Genomic DNA, 16,277 nt, shown 5'->3' on the forward strand with positions numbered 1-16,277 from the left:
AATTTGAAGATCATCGTTCGTGTTTTGAGTGAATAGGCCTCTTGTTGCTATTTTATACGGCTTTTATTTCCTCGTGTTCAATTATTGGCTCTTCTATTTTTTCGTTAGGTAATAAACGATTTAAAAGAATTGCGGCAATCGATGCTGTTGCTACAGATGAGCTAAAAAGATATTGTAAAAATTGGGGCAATGATTGAATAAACTCTTTAGGAATCAATGTCAATGCGAGTGTTAAAATCATGGGGATCGCAATCACATACATATCCTTTTCACTTATTTCAACTTCTTTAATCACTTTAATTCCACTAATTGAAATAATTCCACAAACAATGACAAACACACCGCCAATCACAGGAGCAGGAATCGAAGATATCAACGTTGACAATTTACCTGATAAACCAAAAACGACAAACCAAGCCCCAGCTGCTACGAATACTTTTTTGCTAGCAACACCTGTGATTGAAATAATTCCGGCATTTGTTGAATAACCCGTAACAGGCGTTGTCCCTAATAATGACGAAATAAGACAACCAATCCCCTCACCTATAACGCCTCTATTAATATTTTCATCTGTTAACGGTTCTTCACAGACATTACTGACTGCAAACCAGGTACCTGTTGTTTCAGCCATTAGTACAACATAAATAATGACCATTGTTATGATTGATGATAAATCAAACGAAAGGTGGAAATTTACAAATGCTAATTGTGGAACACTGATTAATGATGCATTTCCAACTTGAGATAAATCAAGAACACCTATAAATTGAGCCGCTAAACTGCCAATAACTAAGGCTAAAATAACAGAAGAAATTCTGAAAATCCGACCTTTCCCTGGAAAACGAGATCCGATCATCGCAAACAAAACAAGCGACGCTGCTGCTATTACGGCAAGTAAAATATTTTGACCTAAGTCTCCCGAGGCCATAAAAACATTATCATTCAATGCAACAGGCATTAGTGATAAACCCACAATAAAAATAATCGTGCCACCAACGATGGGGGGGACAAAGGCTTTGATCAAACGATTAAAAATCCCTGTTACGCCTAAAATAATAACTAACACGGCCCCAATCAAGCTTGCTCCTAATACTGCTCCCCAACCATTACCATTTTGACTATTCGCAAAATAAATACCAGCAACCGCTCCAATCGGGATAAACGATGGACCTTGTGCAACAGGTAGTTTCATGCAAAAATACGATTGAATAATTGTAGCAAGCCCAGCCGCTATAAAGGTCGATTGGATCAACGCTGAAGATTCTTTTGTTGTCAAACCAATAAGTGATGCAATGATAAACGGCACCACATACACATCCATCGCTAAAACATGTTGAATTCCTAAAAGAGCTGATTGTCCGATTGATAAATCATCATTCGGTCCTACTGTTAATTTTGACGTTTTCGCTTGCGCTTCTGCCATTTTATGCTTGCACCTCTACTTCTTTCGTATTTTTGTCGTGAACTTTTTCCCCTTGAATCCAAACTTCATCAATGTTTTCTGGGCGAGACAAATAAAGAATTTTTTGGAAAATAGTCATCAACGGTTCATCTTTCGAAAAAATTGGTAACTTTTTACTATCGACAAGTTGAACATCCCAAGCATAGCCAACTTCTAGTTTTCCTATCGGTAAACTCAATGATTCCCCGCCGCCAGCTGTTGCTAGATAAAAAGCTTCATTTAAAGTAATACTTGCACCCGAAACACCACGTTTTTCGCTACAACAATCTTTATCGACACCGTCTTCCAACATTCGAGATGACATGACTGCTTGTCTAATATTATCAAATAAACTTGGCGAAAAACCACCAGAAATATCGCTGCCTAAACCAGTTTCTACTTGATAGTCGTTTAACAATTTCGCAATTGGTGTTACAGCATTGCCGAAATATGCATTAGAAATCGGACAATGGGCAACAGCCGTTCCTTTATTAGCAAATAATTCCATATCTTCATCTGACAGAAAGCCACAATGTGCCATAACAGCTTTTTCTGTAAGTAAACCAAAATCATTTAACGCAAAAGCATCATTTTTACCAAAACGCTCTTGAACAAATGAATGGGCCCAATCGCTTTCACTACAATGAGATTGGATATGAACATCATACTTAGCAGCCAACGCACCTAAACCTTTTAAAGAATTATCAGTACAGCTTGGAATGAAACGAGGCGTTACAACTGGATAGACGCCTTGAGGTGTTCGCTTGTTTAATTCAAGCACCTCTTGAATAAATAATTCTGTTTCAGCTAGTGCTTCATCCGCTGTAGCATCTCGATAATAATCGGGATTTTGCTCTTGGTCGTCCATTACGACCTTACCAACCAAACCCCTTTGGCCTTTTTCACTACAGATTTCTGCTAATCTCAGACTAGATTTACGATGAACTGTTGCAAAATACAAAGCTGTTGTTGTTCCATTTTTTATTAGTTGTGAAACTAAGTCTGAATACACTCTCTTCGCAAATTGTTCATCGGAAAATTTGGCTTCCAACGGAAACGTATACGTATTAAGCCACTCATATAACGGAAGATCAAGTGCTGTTCCAGTTTGCGCCCATTGAGGTGCATGGATGTGAAGATCAATAAAACCAGGAAGAATATATTGTCCCTGAGCTAATTCTTGAAATTTATTTTTTTCCGCATATTCTTGAATAATGGTTTTATATTCTTTTTCTTCTGGAGAAATAATAGCGCTGATCATCCCTGTTTCTGAGATACAAAATAGAAAATTTTCGAAAACTTTAACATTTTTTGAATCAATACTTGAAAATGCTGTTCCCTTTACGACAAATTTAAACAAAATAAATGCTCCTCTCATAACGATACAAATAACATTATATATAATAATTCGCATTTATTCTATATTTCCTCTTCAAATATCTTTGAAAAGTGTTCAGAAATAACCAAAAAACGAACGATGGTATATTCAGAACAAAAAAAGTAAAACAAAACGTACAATGTTTTGTTTTACTTTATAAAATTCGATTTATCATTTAGGTTTTTGTTTTTCTTCCTCCAGACGATCGATTTTATCATGGAGCTCAGCAATCGTCTTTTGTAGCTCATCGTGCATTTTATCGTGTTTTTTATGCAATGTTGATAAGCTATGATGGATAAGCGTACCGCTCCCTGCTGCCAAAGAAGCGCCTAAAGCACTCAAGACATTCGTATAATTTCCTAAAATCAACTGGACATTATCGGATGGCTGTACATTTTTTAATAAAGGAATCCACATTGTTAAAACAGCAAAAACAACTAAATAGAAAAAAAGAAATAGATAAATAAAAATCGAAATTTTACTAGACAATAGTGCTGGAATTTGTTCTAAAAACTGATTAACTTTTTTCATTTTTGGTCGACTCCTTTTCTGACTTTCACTTTTCTAGAAACTATCTCTATTATGATTGATAGTATATCAAAAGTAAATTATCGATACTTTCACCATTGAATCTATATTTTTGACCTGATCTATAACAATCAGTTAAAAGAACAGCACTGCCTTTTGATTCTGCGTAAAATTGAGTTATACTTAAAGAAGAACCATACTTACTAGGAGGCAAATGACTATGCTGAAAATCGAACGAATCCAAACCGGCGTTATCCAAGAAAATTGTTACTTAATTTATAATGAAACGAACCTATTAATTATCGATCCGGGGGCTGAACCGGAAAAAATTGCCGCTTTGATTGAAAAAACGGGTAAAAAACCGATTGCTATTTTACTAACACATACACATTATGATCATATCGGTGCTGTTGAAGAACTCCGCCATCAATACAACATTCCTGTTTATGTGAGTCCATTAGAACAAGAATGGTTATCTAACCCTGTTCTTAACTTATCTGGCTTAGGTCGTCATGACGATATTGCTGACATTATCGTCCAACCTGCTGAAGTAGAATTTGAACTGATCGATTATGATTTGGGTGGAATGACCTTTTCTGTTGTACCAACACCTGGACATTCGATTGGCAGTGTGAGTTTTGTGTTTGATGACTTTGTTGTCACGGGAGATGCTTTATTCAAAGGAAGTGTTGGCAGAACTGATTTACACACTGGTGACATGCAGCAATTGCTTCACAGTATCAACACCTATCTTTTCACATTACCAGATGAATTTCCAGCCTATCCCGGACACGGTGATGCCACTACGATCGAACATGAAAAGAAAACAAACCCGTTTTTTAACTAAAAAATGAGAAGTGGTTATTTAGCTATTAAAGGAGGAAATAGGAGATGAACGAACCAACAACACTATACATCATCCGTCACGGTAAAACGATGTTCAATACAATCGGCAGAACTCAGGGTTGGTCAGACACACCTTTGACTAAAGATGGAGAAAAAACAATTCAATATTTAGGTCTTGGTTTACAAGACACTGATTTCAAAGAGGCCTATTCTAGTGACAGTGGACGTGCAATGCAGACAGCACGTATCATTTTACAAGAACATCAACATGGTGCAGACATTCCTTATAGTATTGATAGTCGTATCCGCGAATGGTGTTTCGGTTCTTTAGATGGCGGTTATGATGGCGAACTTTGGGGGGTTGTTCCTAGGATTTTAGCTTTTAAAAACTATGAAGACATGATGACCAACAAAATCAGTTATAAAGATTTGGCTGATGCTATCATCGCTGCGGACACGGCAAATTGGGCAGAACCTTACGAAACAATCCGTGAACGAGTTTGGAGCGGTTTTGAAGATATTGCCCATCATCGAGAAAAAAATGGCGGCGGCAATGTAATGATCGTCTCACATGGGTTGACGATTTCATTTTTAATGTCATTGATCGATAATAGTTTACCCATGCAGATAGGTCTTGAAAATGGTAGTGTGACTAAACTAATTTATGAGAATGGTAAATTTACGATCGACACGGTCAATGATACCCACTATATTGATAATGGACGTGACATTGCATCCATTAACTAAACTTTCAAAAGAAGAGTGTGAGAAAAAACAAGTTTTGTTTTCTCTCACACCCTTATTTCTATTGATTATTTAATAAACACAATCAACATTGGAAATACTTTTTAATTCAAGTCTTTTTTTACGATTTCAACTGCTTCCTTAGAATCTTGGATTTTCTCTAATGTCTCGTTATAGTTTTTAGCTGCATAAGCAAAAAATAAAACATCCACTACATAGAGTTGAGCCGTTAATGAAACAGTCGCAGCACTTCTTAATGGTGCTTCTCCTCCAATAGGCGTCAATAGCAAAATAGAGCTTTTTTGTGCCAACGCCGAGTCAGTATTAGCCGTTAATCCAATCACGGCCAAGCCTTTTTCAATAGCAAGATCTGCAAGTTCATTTGTTTCCTGATTTGTACCTGAATGTGAAATCCCAATAAAAATTCCTTTTAGTCTGTTTGTACCAATTGCCGATGCAAACAAATGATGGTCCATTGTAAAAAACACACTTAACCCTAAACGAGTAAATTTTTGATAAATATCTTGGGCAACTAATGATGAGGCGCCTAAACCGTAAACAAAGATAATTTCTGCATTTTCCAACTCTTCAACAGACCGGTCGATCGCTTGATCTTCTAAATGTTCGTTCGTCCGTTCTAAAACATGAATCAGACGGTGCTGCAGTTTTTCTTTGATTGCAGCTGTTGTTTCGCCGTTTTCGACCTCTGTATACATTTGTGTATCGACATTTCCCAGATTAGCCGAAAGCAATAATTTTAAATCTGTAAAACCACTAACCTCGATTGATCGGCAAAAACGAATGATTGCTGCTGGACTAGAACCAGATTTCTTAGCAAGTTCTTGGGCGCTTAAATTAATCACTGCACTCGTATTATTCAAAATGTATTCTGCTACTTTTTGTTCAGAACCTGGCAAATGTTTAAGGTGATCTTGAATCGTTAAAATTATATTTTGCTGCATTGCCTACACATCCTTTTTTCTGCCGAAATCAAACGTCTTTAGTAAATGTTTCAACAGTCTACTACATTATTATAGCGAAAATGAGGCAGAAAAGAAATGCATCTGCTAAATAATGAACTCTTTTTTCCTCATAAAAAAACTGACTCCAATTAGTTTTGCAATTAAATGCTTCCTACTAAGAAATCAGTTCTTATAATAATTGTTATCTAAAAATTATTTTTCTTGCAGATCTTTTGGAATCCCAAAGAAAAAGGTTGCAACAAAACCACCAGCATACGCTGCCAATAAGCCCAAAACATACGCTAACCATTGATTGTTAGCAATTAATGGGATCAAGGCCACACCGCTTGGTCCAATTGCAATTGAACCAACATTACCAAAAGCACCAATCACAGCACCACCGATACCGCCACCAATACACGCTGTAACAAAGGGACGTCCAAGTGGTAACGTTACTCCATAAATCAATGGTTCCCCAATACCTAAAATCCCCACAGGCAATGCGCCTTTGATCATTTCAACAAGTTTCGTATCTTTTTTGCAACGAATCCATAATGCCAATGCAGCACCAACTTGTCCAGCACCAGCCATTGCAAGAATCGGTAATAATAATGTCATACCCGTTTGAGTAATCATTTCAATATGAATTGGCGTCAATATTTGATGCAATCCAAACATAACCATCGGCAAGAATGTAGCACCTAATGTAAAGCCAGCTAACATACCGCCTTTTTCTAATACAACATTGATTACGCCAACAAGACTATTAGAGATAAATCCTGCAACAGGCATGATTAGGAAGATTGTGATCAACCCAATCACAAGTAAAGAAACGGTCGGTGTTATGATAATATCAATAGAATCAGGAATCACTTTATGCAACTGTTTTTCTATTAAAGAAAGCAACCAAACTGCAAAAATAACCCCAATGATCCCACCTTGACCAGCTGACAAAGTACCACCAGTCAAAATATTCGGAAGTGGCGCCTCTGGGTTCATTCCTGTTAGCATTGTAACCGCCCCAATCACGCCCCCAAGAGCTGGCGTTGCACCGAATTCACTGGCACTATTGATCCCAGTATATAACGCTAGATAAGCAAAGATCCCGTTTTTAATGATATTCAGAACATCAATATATTGATGCCAAGAATCACCGATTGTTCCAGCAACTAAAAGGTTTGACATGACTGCTGCAATCCCGCCAATGATCCCGGCACCAACAAAGGCTGGAATCAACGGAACAAAAATGTTAGAAATCGATTTCAAAACTGCTTTAAACCCAGAGTTGTTTTTATTTTTTTCCTTTTGAGCCGCTTTGACTTGCGCTGCTTTTTCTTCAACTAATTGCTTTCCTGAAAGCTCACTTTGTTTTTCATCTGAGCTAGGAAACGCTTCTCCTAGCTTTACACCAGCCATATCAACCATTTCTTGTGCCACTTTATTAACAGTTCCAGGTCCGATCACGACTTGTAATGTATCGTCTTCTACGACACCCATTACACCGTCTATATTTTTCAGACCTTCTAATTTTACTTTATCATAATCACGAATATCCATCCGGACACGCGTCATACAATGCCGTAATTTTAGGACATTACTTTGACCGCCTACTTCTTCATAAATTTCCCTAGCTAAACGTTTGATTTTATCTTCTGCCATGTTCTTTTCCTCCTTCAAACTTTTTTAAAGTGTATTTTTTATAAAGTTATTGCCTTGTCTTAATTTTTCTACCGCTTCTTCTTTTGAAGTATTTGTCAGCAACATAACAATAGCTAGTTTTACATTTTCATCCGCTTTTACAAAATAAGTTGCTGCCGTTTCATAATCACAGTTCGTAGCTTCCATAATAATTCGTTTTGATCGTTCAACTAACTTTTCATTCGTAGGTTTTACATCTACCATCAAATTATTGTATACTTTGCCGATTCCGATCATTGAAATCGTCGATAACATGTTTAAAATCAATTTTTGCGCTGTCCCAGACTTCAATCGAGTTGATCCAGTTAAAAATTCTGGGCCTGCATCTACTTCGATTGGCATCTTAGCATATCGACTGATTTCAGCTTCTTTATTACAAGAAATCGAAGCGGTCACGGCGCCAATTGAATCCGCATATACCAATCCACCGATCACGTAAGGTGTTCGACCGCTTGCTGCAATTCCGATCACAACGTCTTTTTTTGTAAGTGTAATATCTATTAAGTCCTGCTGACCTAACTCTTTGGAATCCTCTGCTCCTTCAACAGCCACAGTCATCGCTTTTTGGCCACCAGCAATCAAACCTTGAACCATAGTAGGATCAACTCCGAAAGTTGGTACGCATTCTGCAGCATCCAGCACACCTAAACGTCCACTTGTTCCAGCCCCCATATAAATCAGTCGGCCGCCATTGCTAAAGGACTCAATAATTAATTTTATAACTGGTTCAATTTGAGGAAGCGCTTCTTGTACTGCCAAAGCTACTTTCTGATCTTCTTGATTCATTTTATCTAGTGCTTCTTTTATCGTTAGTTCATCCAAATTCATGGTTTCTTGATTTCTACGTTCCGTGGTTAAATTTTCTAAATTCATTTTATAAAGTTCCCTTCTCTATCAAATTAAAGGCTCTACCTGCTTGTATTAACCTCAGCAAGGAGATATCTTCTGGTATGATTTGTGCTACAACATTGATTTTTTCATTTGCTGGTAAATCTTTTTTTGTTATTTGTATTTCTCCCATGTATCTTCCGTAATGAAGATTATCAAGCGTCACACTACCAGTTTTTCGTTCTCGTGATACTTCTGGTTCAACCGTTGCTATTTTTTTAAATCGTGCATCTGCACTGCGAATAACATCCCGAGCTTCGTCTTGACGATTTTTGTGTTCTCCTAAAATATGTGAATAGTATCGGCTCCCAATATCAGAAACTTCAAGCTGAATAACTTGATTACGGTTGTAGGCTTCAAATTGATGTATCGTTCTTTTGGAAATCTCAGGATCCCCCAGATAAACACCATCTACCTGATAATTCTCGTTCAAATCCAATGCCGCTGAAAAGGGATTATCATAACGATGTTTTTCAAGTGTCGGTAGACCTTCTTTTAGCGGTCCTCTTAATCGCTGGTTTCCTGGAACAAAAGCGAATACCTGAAAACCAGATTGTTTCAGCCACCGATTCTTTTCATTAAAAAATTGACTAGATAAACCCGTTTCGGGCCTCGGATAATAATTATGCCAAGCTTCAAATTTTGTGAAATCTGCGTTAAACGACCGTAACTCGTTCACATCATCGGCTGAAATCGTACTAGCATTCAATCCAATCGTCAAATACTGAGAAGCTTCGGCAATTGCTTGATTTGAAATAGCATAGTCCATACGCAAGCCAGTAACTCCTATAGATAAAATTTCATCTAAGCGCTCAAATGAAAAACCTGCTCTTTTTAATGCTTCACCTGAGATATCCACCATTAGTTTCATATTCGCATTTTGAGCAATTTGACCAAGTTCTTTCAATCTTTGCGCATATAATGCCGCATCATCTTCTGGAATATGTAAGGAAGTAAATATTCCTTTGAAACCAATTTCACTCATTTTTTTAATATATGAACGTGTTTCATCAGTCATTTCTTCACTCAGAAAAATCGAAATTCCATACATTTTAGCCGCTCCTTTCTAATCCGCTTTCATTATAATCCATTTGAAATATTATTTCAACCATAATATTAAAATTGAAAATAAGGTGAAATTTATTTTCAGTAAGATGTAAAAAAAAAAGCAGAAAAACATTTTAATGTCTTTCCACTCTTTTAAATCTAATCAACGATCCAATTACGCTTTAGCGATACCTACTTCATCGCCCGCATTAACTTGGCCTATACGACTAAGATCGAAGCTTTTTACTGCATCCATATTAGTGATCACAACAACCATATCGATTGCTTTTCCGCCAGATTTAATTGCTTCTAAATCAACATTGGCAATCTGAGTTCCTTGAGATACTTTAGCCCCTTCACTGACTTTTATTTCAAAAGGCTCACCATTAAGCTCCACTGTATCGATACCCATATGAAGTAAAATTTCAAGTCCATTTGCCATTTTCATTCCAACAGCATGTTTCGTTTGGAAAACACTTAGAACAACGCCTTCAATTGGTGAATAAATCTCTCCTGATTCTGGAATAACTGCAAAACCGTCCCCCATCATCTTTTGTGAAAAGACAGGATCATTCACTTCACTCATTGGAATCAAGTTTCCTGTAGCCACTGCATATAACGTTTCGTTTAATTGAACGGGTTCTTTCTTTTTCAAAAATCCAAACATTTGTTTTCTCCTCCAATTTTCATGAATAGTAACAGTATAGAAAATTCTTAGAATAATTACAACACTGAATAGGCTTGATTTTAAATTTTTTTACACTCATGAAAAGATAGTTGGTTTTTCTGATACTAAAAGGTATACTATTAGTGATTTACTATTTTATGCTGGAAAGGATTGAACCTATGCTTTTATCAAATTTATGGAAAGCAATTATTCTAGGTATTATCGAGGGAGTAACCGAGTGGCTTCCAATTAGTAGTACTGGACATTTAATCTTAGTCGATGAATTTATTAAAATGAACCTCAGCAAAGACTTTATGGAAATGTTTAATGTCGTGATTCAACTTGGTGCTATTATGGCTGTGGTCGTTCTTTATTTTCATAAGTTAAACCCCTTCTCACCACAAAAAAATGAGGTTGAGAAAAAAGATACTTGGATTCTCTGGTCGAAAGTTGTTGTTGCCTGTGCACCAGCTGCAATCATCGGAATTCCATTAGATGACTGGCTAGAAGCAAAATTCCATAACTTCTTTACAGTTGCATTGATGTTGATCGTATATGGGATTGCTTTTGTAGTTATTGAAAAAAGAAATCGCGATCGAAAACCAAAGTGTACTGATTTAAGAGACTTTACTTATAAAGCTGCCGCAATTGTCGGTTTCTTCCAAGTATTGTCATTAATTCCAGGTACTTCTCGTTCAGGAGCAACAATTCTTGGGGCAATCATTATTGGAGCATCACGATTTGTCGCAACAGAATTTTCATTTTTCCTTGGCATTCCTGTTATGTTCGGCGCAAGCTTTTTAAAAATCGTAAAGTTTGTTATGAAGGGAAATTCATTTGGCTTTAGTGAAATATTTATTTTACTGACTGGCTCAATTGTAGCTTTTGTTGTTTCAATTATTGTAATCAAGTTCTTATTAAACTATCTAAAACGAAACGATTTTACTGCTTTTGGCTGGTATCGAATCGTACTAGGTGTTTTACTTATCAGTTATTGGCTATTTTCATAATCACTATTAGAACCGATTTGATCGGTTCTTTTTTTATTCTAAAATAACTTAAATTTAATTATTTACTGATAATGATTATCACTATTAATTAGAATAAATATTGAAATCAAATAAATCGAAACACTGATTTTAAAGCAAATATTCAATTGATAACCACTATCATTCTCATTTAGTGGTTTCGATTATCAATTAGAATCCTTTTGTGCTATTCTCTTTATGAGGAGTGATAACCATGAAATGTTCAGAAGAGAAAAAAGCACTACTATCCACTATTTTCTGCTTATTATTTATGATCATTGGATTTATTTTAGAAAAATCAGGTACAGCATTTTATCAAGTCAGTTTTATTTTCGCCATCTTTTTTGGTGGATTCAAACAAACTAAAGAAGGTTTATTCGATACACTCGAGAATAAACATCTAAATGTCGATTTGCTCATGGCTTTGGCTGCAATCGGAGCATGTATTATTGGTAACTGGTTTGAAGGCGCTATGTTGACCTTTATCTTTTGTCTTAGTGGTGCATTGGAAGAATACACTACAAATAAAAGTAAAAAAGAAATAGCCGGTTTGATGAATCTACAGCCTGAAACAGCCTTTTTACTTAACAATTTTGGCAAAACAACTGAAGTCGCCGTCACGAAATTACAGATTGGCGATTACTTACTAGTTCCTAAGGGTGCACGTATCCCGATCGATGGCATTTTAACTAAAGGATCTTCGACAATTGACGAAGCGGCGATTACCGGAGAATCTGTTCCAGTTGAAAAAGGAATAGAGGATGATTTGTTTGGTGGAACAATTAATTTAGGAGATGCAATCACGATGAGAGTTAGCAAAAATAGTGAAGATACGTTATTTGCTAAAATTATCCGACTCGTTAACGAAGCACAAAGTACACCTTCACAGACAGCTAGCTTTATTGAAAAATTAGAAAATAGCTATGTAAAAATCGTCTTGATTGCGATCCCTATGATGATTTTGATTCCGTATTTATTTTTAGGCTGGTCATGGAATGAAAGTTTTTATAGAGGAATGGTCTTATTAGTTGTTGCCTCACCTTGTGCCTTAGTCGCTTCAGCTACACCGGCAACATTAGCTGCTATTTCTAACGGAGCAAGAAATGGCGTATTGTTTAAAGGCGGCGTTTATTTGGAAAATCTAGCTTCTCTAAAAGCAATCGCTTTTGACAAAACGGGAACTTTGACCCGCGGCATTCCTGTAGTCACAGACGCTATATTTTTAAAAAATAAACAAGAGGGCGTAAATATACTCTTAGCAATGGAAAGAAACTCAACACATCCTTTAGCTCAAGCGCTCATTGCTCGGTTCGACAATGAAAATACAGCAGTCTATGATCAAATCGAAGTGAAAAATATTATCGGTTTTGGAATGGAAACAATGATTGATTCAACAATTTGGCGAGTTGGTAAAAGTACATTCAATGACCAAACAACTATAAAAGAAGAAATACAAAACAATATTGAGCAACTACAAAATGCCGGAAAAACAGTGATTTGTCTCTTTCAAGATCAAGAAATTATTGCTTATTTTGGACTTTTAGATGTTCCAAAACCAGAAGCAAAAAAAGTAATCAGCTATTTTAAACAATCTGGCATTCATACTACAATGATTACAGGAGATCATGACAAAACTGCTAGTGCTGTGGCAACTGAGCTTGAAATAGATGAAGTTTACGCCAATTGTTTGCCTGAAGACAAAACTATTTTAATCCAGAAACAAAAAGAGACTTATGGTGTGAATGCGATGGTCGGAGATGGCATTAATGACGCGCCTGCCTTAGCTAATGCGGCAATTGGTGTGGCTATGGGGCAAGGAACAGATATAGCAATGGATGTAGCTGATGTGGTATTGATGCAAAATGACTTAGAAAAATTGCAAATGAGTCACCTTCTTTCAAAAAAATTAAAACGGATCGTTACTCAAAACATTACTTTTTCTGCTGGAGTTATCGTGTTGTTGATCTTATCTAATTTTTTTCAGATCATTAATTTACCGCTTGGTGTTATAGGACATGAAGGCAGTACGATCCTCGTCATCTTAAACGGTCTAAGAATGCTAAAGACGATTCCTAACAAAAAAAATCCCCCTCAAAAATACTCCGCACAAAAAACAGAATTTGTTTGAGTAAAAAAGCAAGTGGCTAACTCTAAGAGTCAGTCACTTGCTTTTTTATACCCATTCTTCCAAAAATTCTGTTAAAAAGGACTCTAAAAATTTTTGACGTTTTTGACCTAACGTTTTGGCATAATCTGTATTTAAGCTGTCATTAAGCAGAAGGATTTTCTCATAAAAATGATTGATGATCGTACTTTCTTCTCGATACTCCGATTTGGACTGAAGCGTCCTTGGTTTGATTTTAGGATCATATATTTGATTTCCCTTGTGTGCACCATAATAAATCGTTCGTGTAATCCCAATTGCTCCCATAGCATCCAAACGATCAGCATCTTGCACGATTTGACCTTCGATCGTGAGTTTTTCTGCCGTTCCATTAAGCTCTTGACTAAAAGAAATATTTTTGATTATATGTGTTATTTGCTGGATTTGGATATTGGAAATCTTGATTTCCTGTAAAAATTCTTCTAATTGTTGAAATGCTTGGTCCGAATCCGAAACTAGTTTATCATCAACAGTATCATGAAGATATGCTGCAGCCTTTACAATAAAACAATCACAGGCTTCAGTTCCAGCAATCTTGTCCGCTAGACGAACAACTCTATTTATATGATCCATGCCGTGACCAGTTTGATCGTTCTCCATTATTGACTGGCTAAAACGTTTGATTGCTGTCATTTTTTGATTATCCATTTAATCCCTCCAACTCATTATATAGTAATAGGTCAAGATAAATGTTAATCTACCTCAACCTATTGTCGTTGTTAACTATTTTTTATTACTAGGCCACCTATTACATCCACAACTGATTCACTAGCATTTAACATTTCCTCTAATTGATCGTAGACATTTTTCCAGCGAATCACTTCAATCGGATTTTGTTCATTCGTAAATAAATCTTTTAGAGAATCACTATATAATTTATCAGCTTTTCCCTCAATTTCACTTACTTCATCGATCATTGCATGCAATGTTTTTGAATTCTTAAATTTTGCGAACTCTTTCGTTGCAGTTAAAACACCTGCCGTAGCTTCTACTCCGTATGTAATAATTACCATGGCATTATCATTCAACTCTTTTACAACTAAACTACTTAGTAAATAAGCAATACTGTTGATCGTGTCAAGTACGTCATCTAAACGCTGCGTAATTTCGACGATATCTTCTCGATCAATAGGGGTGATAAATGAAATATATAATTCACTCATGATTTTTTGAACGATTTGATCCCCTTCACGTTCCAATACATGAATTTTTTCTGCTTCGTTTTCCAATAGTTCTAGTGAATAATCGAGTGCGATCATTTCTAAAAGTTCTGCTGCTTGATGCGCATTTTTTGCTAAATGCTCCAGCTCACCAAAATAGTCAAATTGCTTTTTTCTAGCCATTTTATTCTCTCCTTAAAATAGTGCTATAAATAATTTTGCCATAACAAAGGCAATGATCCCACAACCGGGAAACGTCAAGATCCAAGCAATCAGCATTTCTTTTACAATTCGCCAATCAACACTAGATACACGTTTTGAAGCGCCTACACCCATGATCGCAGTTGTTTTCGTGTGCGTAGTAGAAACCGGAATACCAAAAATAGAAGCCGCAAACAAACAAACCGCTGTACTTAAATCAGCCGCAAAGCCTTGATATCGTTCCAATTTCACCATATCCATCCCAACTGATTTAATAATTCTCATACCACCTACTGATGTACCAAAGCCCATCGTGACAGAACAAAGAACCATGACCCAAATCGGGATAATAAAACCTGAACCAGATTTTTCCGCCAGATTATTATAATAAAGTCCTAACATAAATACGCCCATGAATTTTTGCCCATCTTGAGCGCCGTGTAAAAAGGCATTTGCAGCTGCACCAAATGCTTGTCCATATGTGAAGACTTTATTTGCTGTTCTTCTAGCTACGTCTTTGAAAAGGATTACAATTAGCTTTGTGACAAGAAAACCACCACCAAAGCCCATAACTGTGGAAACCACTAAACCAATGAGCACTTTCGCCCATTCAGAACCATTTACTGCACCGATTCCACCTAAAGCCATTGCTGAACCAGTTAAACCCGCAATCAGCGCATGACTCTCACTCGTTGGAATACCAAAATACCACGCTGCAACAGACCACACAACGATTGAAAATAAAGAGGCTGCTAAAGCGACCTGCGATGCATTTCCTTGTGCATCAAAACTAACGATGTTACTGATCGTTTCGGCTACCTGTGCATTAAAATACGTCATCACCAACGCACCAAAAAAATTCATTACAACAGCCATCCAAATCGCAACATTCGGTTTTAAAACACGTGTCGAGACAGCGGTTGCAATTGCGTTTGGTGCGTCTGTCCAACCATTGACAAAAATAACGCCCATCACAAGAGTAACCGTTACAATTAGAGCAATATTCACATTGACACCACCATTTCATTTTTCCCCTGTTATGATAGCATATTTTTTATAAAAAGTATCGATTTTTCCTAGCAAACTTTAATTCAAAATGTTTTTCACATGATGAAATCACTATTTTTACTGTTAAGGAAAAAAACTTGTCATCTTTTATTGCAATGCCTCTTTGGATTAGGTATAATGATTAGTGTTGAATTACATATGGATTTTCCTGTGTAAGACCTTAATTTATCGGAGGTGAAAGAAATGCCAAATATTGAATCTGCAATTAAACGTGTACGTACTAACGCTAATAAGAATGCTCAAAATTCATCTCAAAAAAATGCAATGCGTACAGCTATCAAGAAATTTGAAGATGCTGTAGCTGCTGGCGCTGACAATGTTGATGCGTTATATACAGAAGCTATTAAAGCTGTTGATATGGCTGAAACAAAAGGATTAATCCATAAAAACAAAGCAGGCCGTGATAAATCACGTCTAAGCAAAAAATTAGCAAAATAATGATTTTGTAGAAGCTAAC

The 16,277-nt window shown here is 36.4% G+C and carries 16 protein-coding genes; 5 read left to right on the top strand and 11 right to left on the bottom strand.

What is annotated here, in order from left to right:
- Positions 1-52: 52 nt before the first annotated feature.
- From IGL98_RS10115 to IGL98_RS10125, 3 genes are all read right to left on the bottom strand, one after another.
- The gene (locus IGL98_RS10115; protein ID WP_206846753.1) at positions 53-1,423 is read right to left on the bottom strand and encodes a uracil-xanthine permease family protein; all 1,371 of its coding nucleotides are present in this window, start codon (positions 1,421-1,423) and stop codon (positions 53-55) included.
- A 1-nt stretch (position 1,424) separates the two neighbouring features.
- A complete protein-coding gene (gene guaD / locus IGL98_RS10120; protein ID WP_206846752.1) occupies positions 1,425-2,801 on the bottom strand; it encodes a guanine deaminase in 1,377 nt (458 codons plus the stop codon).
- A 189-nt stretch (positions 2,802-2,990) separates the two neighbouring features.
- On the bottom strand, positions 2,991-3,350 hold the full coding sequence (locus tag IGL98_RS10125) for a hypothetical protein (RefSeq protein ID WP_206846750.1): 360 nt from the start codon (positions 3,348-3,350) through the stop codon (positions 2,991-2,993).
- Between the two features lie 217 nt (positions 3,351-3,567).
- Here IGL98_RS10125 and IGL98_RS10130 point away from each other — a divergent pair, with 217 nt between their 5' ends.
- Both IGL98_RS10130 and IGL98_RS10135 read left to right on the top strand, forming a co-directional pair.
- On the top strand, positions 3,568-4,194 hold the full coding sequence (locus tag IGL98_RS10130; RefSeq protein ID WP_206846748.1) for an MBL fold metallo-hydrolase: 627 nt from the start codon (positions 3,568-3,570) through the stop codon (positions 4,192-4,194).
- A gap of 44 nt (positions 4,195-4,238) precedes the next feature.
- Positions 4,239-4,940 (top strand): histidine phosphatase family protein, encoded by a 702-nt coding sequence (locus IGL98_RS10135; protein ID WP_206911357.1) that lies wholly within the window; start codon positions 4,239-4,241, stop codon positions 4,938-4,940.
- 101 nt (positions 4,941-5,041) lie between these two features.
- Here the strand turns inward: IGL98_RS10135 and IGL98_RS10140 are convergent, their stop codons facing one another.
- From IGL98_RS10140 to IGL98_RS10160, 5 genes are all read right to left on the bottom strand, one after another.
- Positions 5,042-5,899, bottom strand: a complete 858-nt coding sequence (locus tag IGL98_RS10140) for a MurR/RpiR family transcriptional regulator (RefSeq protein ID WP_206843145.1) — start codon at positions 5,897-5,899, stop codon at positions 5,042-5,044.
- Positions 5,900-6,112: 213 nt separating this feature from the next.
- A complete protein-coding gene (locus tag IGL98_RS10145) occupies positions 6,113-7,558 on the bottom strand; it encodes a PTS transporter subunit EIIC (RefSeq protein ID WP_206843146.1) in 1,446 nt (481 codons plus the stop codon).
- Between the two features lie 24 nt (positions 7,559-7,582).
- On the bottom strand, positions 7,583-8,470 hold the full coding sequence (gene murQ, locus IGL98_RS10150) for an N-acetylmuramic acid 6-phosphate etherase (RefSeq protein ID WP_206843148.1): 888 nt from the start codon (positions 8,468-8,470) through the stop codon (positions 7,583-7,585).
- Position 8,471: 1 nt separating this feature from the next.
- Positions 8,472-9,536: a DUF871 domain-containing protein gene (locus IGL98_RS10155; protein WP_206843149.1), complete on the bottom strand. Its 1,065-nt coding sequence runs from the start codon at positions 9,534-9,536 to the stop codon at positions 8,472-8,474.
- Between the two features lie 171 nt (positions 9,537-9,707).
- Positions 9,708-10,199, bottom strand: a complete 492-nt coding sequence (locus tag IGL98_RS10160; protein ID WP_206843151.1) for a PTS sugar transporter subunit IIA — start codon at positions 10,197-10,199, stop codon at positions 9,708-9,710.
- A gap of 179 nt (positions 10,200-10,378) precedes the next feature.
- On the opposite strand from IGL98_RS10160, the gene IGL98_RS10165 reads away from it, so the two are divergent.
- Both IGL98_RS10165 and IGL98_RS10170 read left to right on the top strand, forming a co-directional pair.
- Positions 10,379-11,209 (top strand): undecaprenyl-diphosphate phosphatase, encoded by an 831-nt coding sequence (locus IGL98_RS10165; protein ID WP_206843153.1) that lies wholly within the window; start codon positions 10,379-10,381, stop codon positions 11,207-11,209.
- 232 nt (positions 11,210-11,441) lie between these two features.
- The gene (locus IGL98_RS10170) at positions 11,442-13,355 is read left to right on the top strand and encodes a heavy metal translocating P-type ATPase (RefSeq protein ID WP_206843154.1); all 1,914 of its coding nucleotides are present in this window, start codon (positions 11,442-11,444) and stop codon (positions 13,353-13,355) included.
- Positions 13,356-13,400: 45 nt separating this feature from the next.
- On the opposite strand, the gene IGL98_RS10175 is transcribed toward IGL98_RS10170, so the two are convergent.
- The 3 genes from IGL98_RS10175 to IGL98_RS10185 all read right to left on the bottom strand — a co-directional run bounded on the left by IGL98_RS10175 (position 13,401) and on the right by IGL98_RS10185 (position 15,724).
- Positions 13,401-14,039, bottom strand: coding sequence for an HD domain-containing protein (locus IGL98_RS10175; RefSeq protein WP_206911358.1), 639 nt, complete (start codon positions 14,037-14,039; stop codon positions 13,401-13,403).
- A gap of 71 nt (positions 14,040-14,110) precedes the next feature.
- Positions 14,111-14,734: a DUF47 domain-containing protein gene (locus IGL98_RS10180; RefSeq protein WP_206911359.1), complete on the bottom strand. Its 624-nt coding sequence runs from the start codon at positions 14,732-14,734 to the stop codon at positions 14,111-14,113.
- Between the two features lie 12 nt (positions 14,735-14,746).
- Positions 14,747-15,724 carry an inorganic phosphate transporter gene (locus IGL98_RS10185; RefSeq protein WP_206843177.1) on the bottom strand — a complete coding sequence of 326 codons (978 nt, stop codon included), beginning with the start codon at positions 15,722-15,724 and terminating at the stop codon, positions 14,747-14,749.
- Between the two features lie 279 nt (positions 15,725-16,003).
- Between IGL98_RS10185 and rpsT the strand changes: the two genes are divergently transcribed.
- Positions 16,004-16,258, top strand: coding sequence for a 30S ribosomal protein S20 (gene rpsT, locus IGL98_RS10190; protein WP_010764753.1), 255 nt, complete (start codon positions 16,004-16,006; stop codon positions 16,256-16,258).
- Positions 16,259-16,277 lie beyond the last annotated feature (19 nt).

It is taken from the genome of Enterococcus sp. DIV0840 (assembly GCF_050527835.1).
In the GTDB taxonomy this organism is placed as follows: Bacteria; Bacillota; Bacilli; order Lactobacillales; family Enterococcaceae; genus Enterococcus_L; species Enterococcus_L ureasiticus.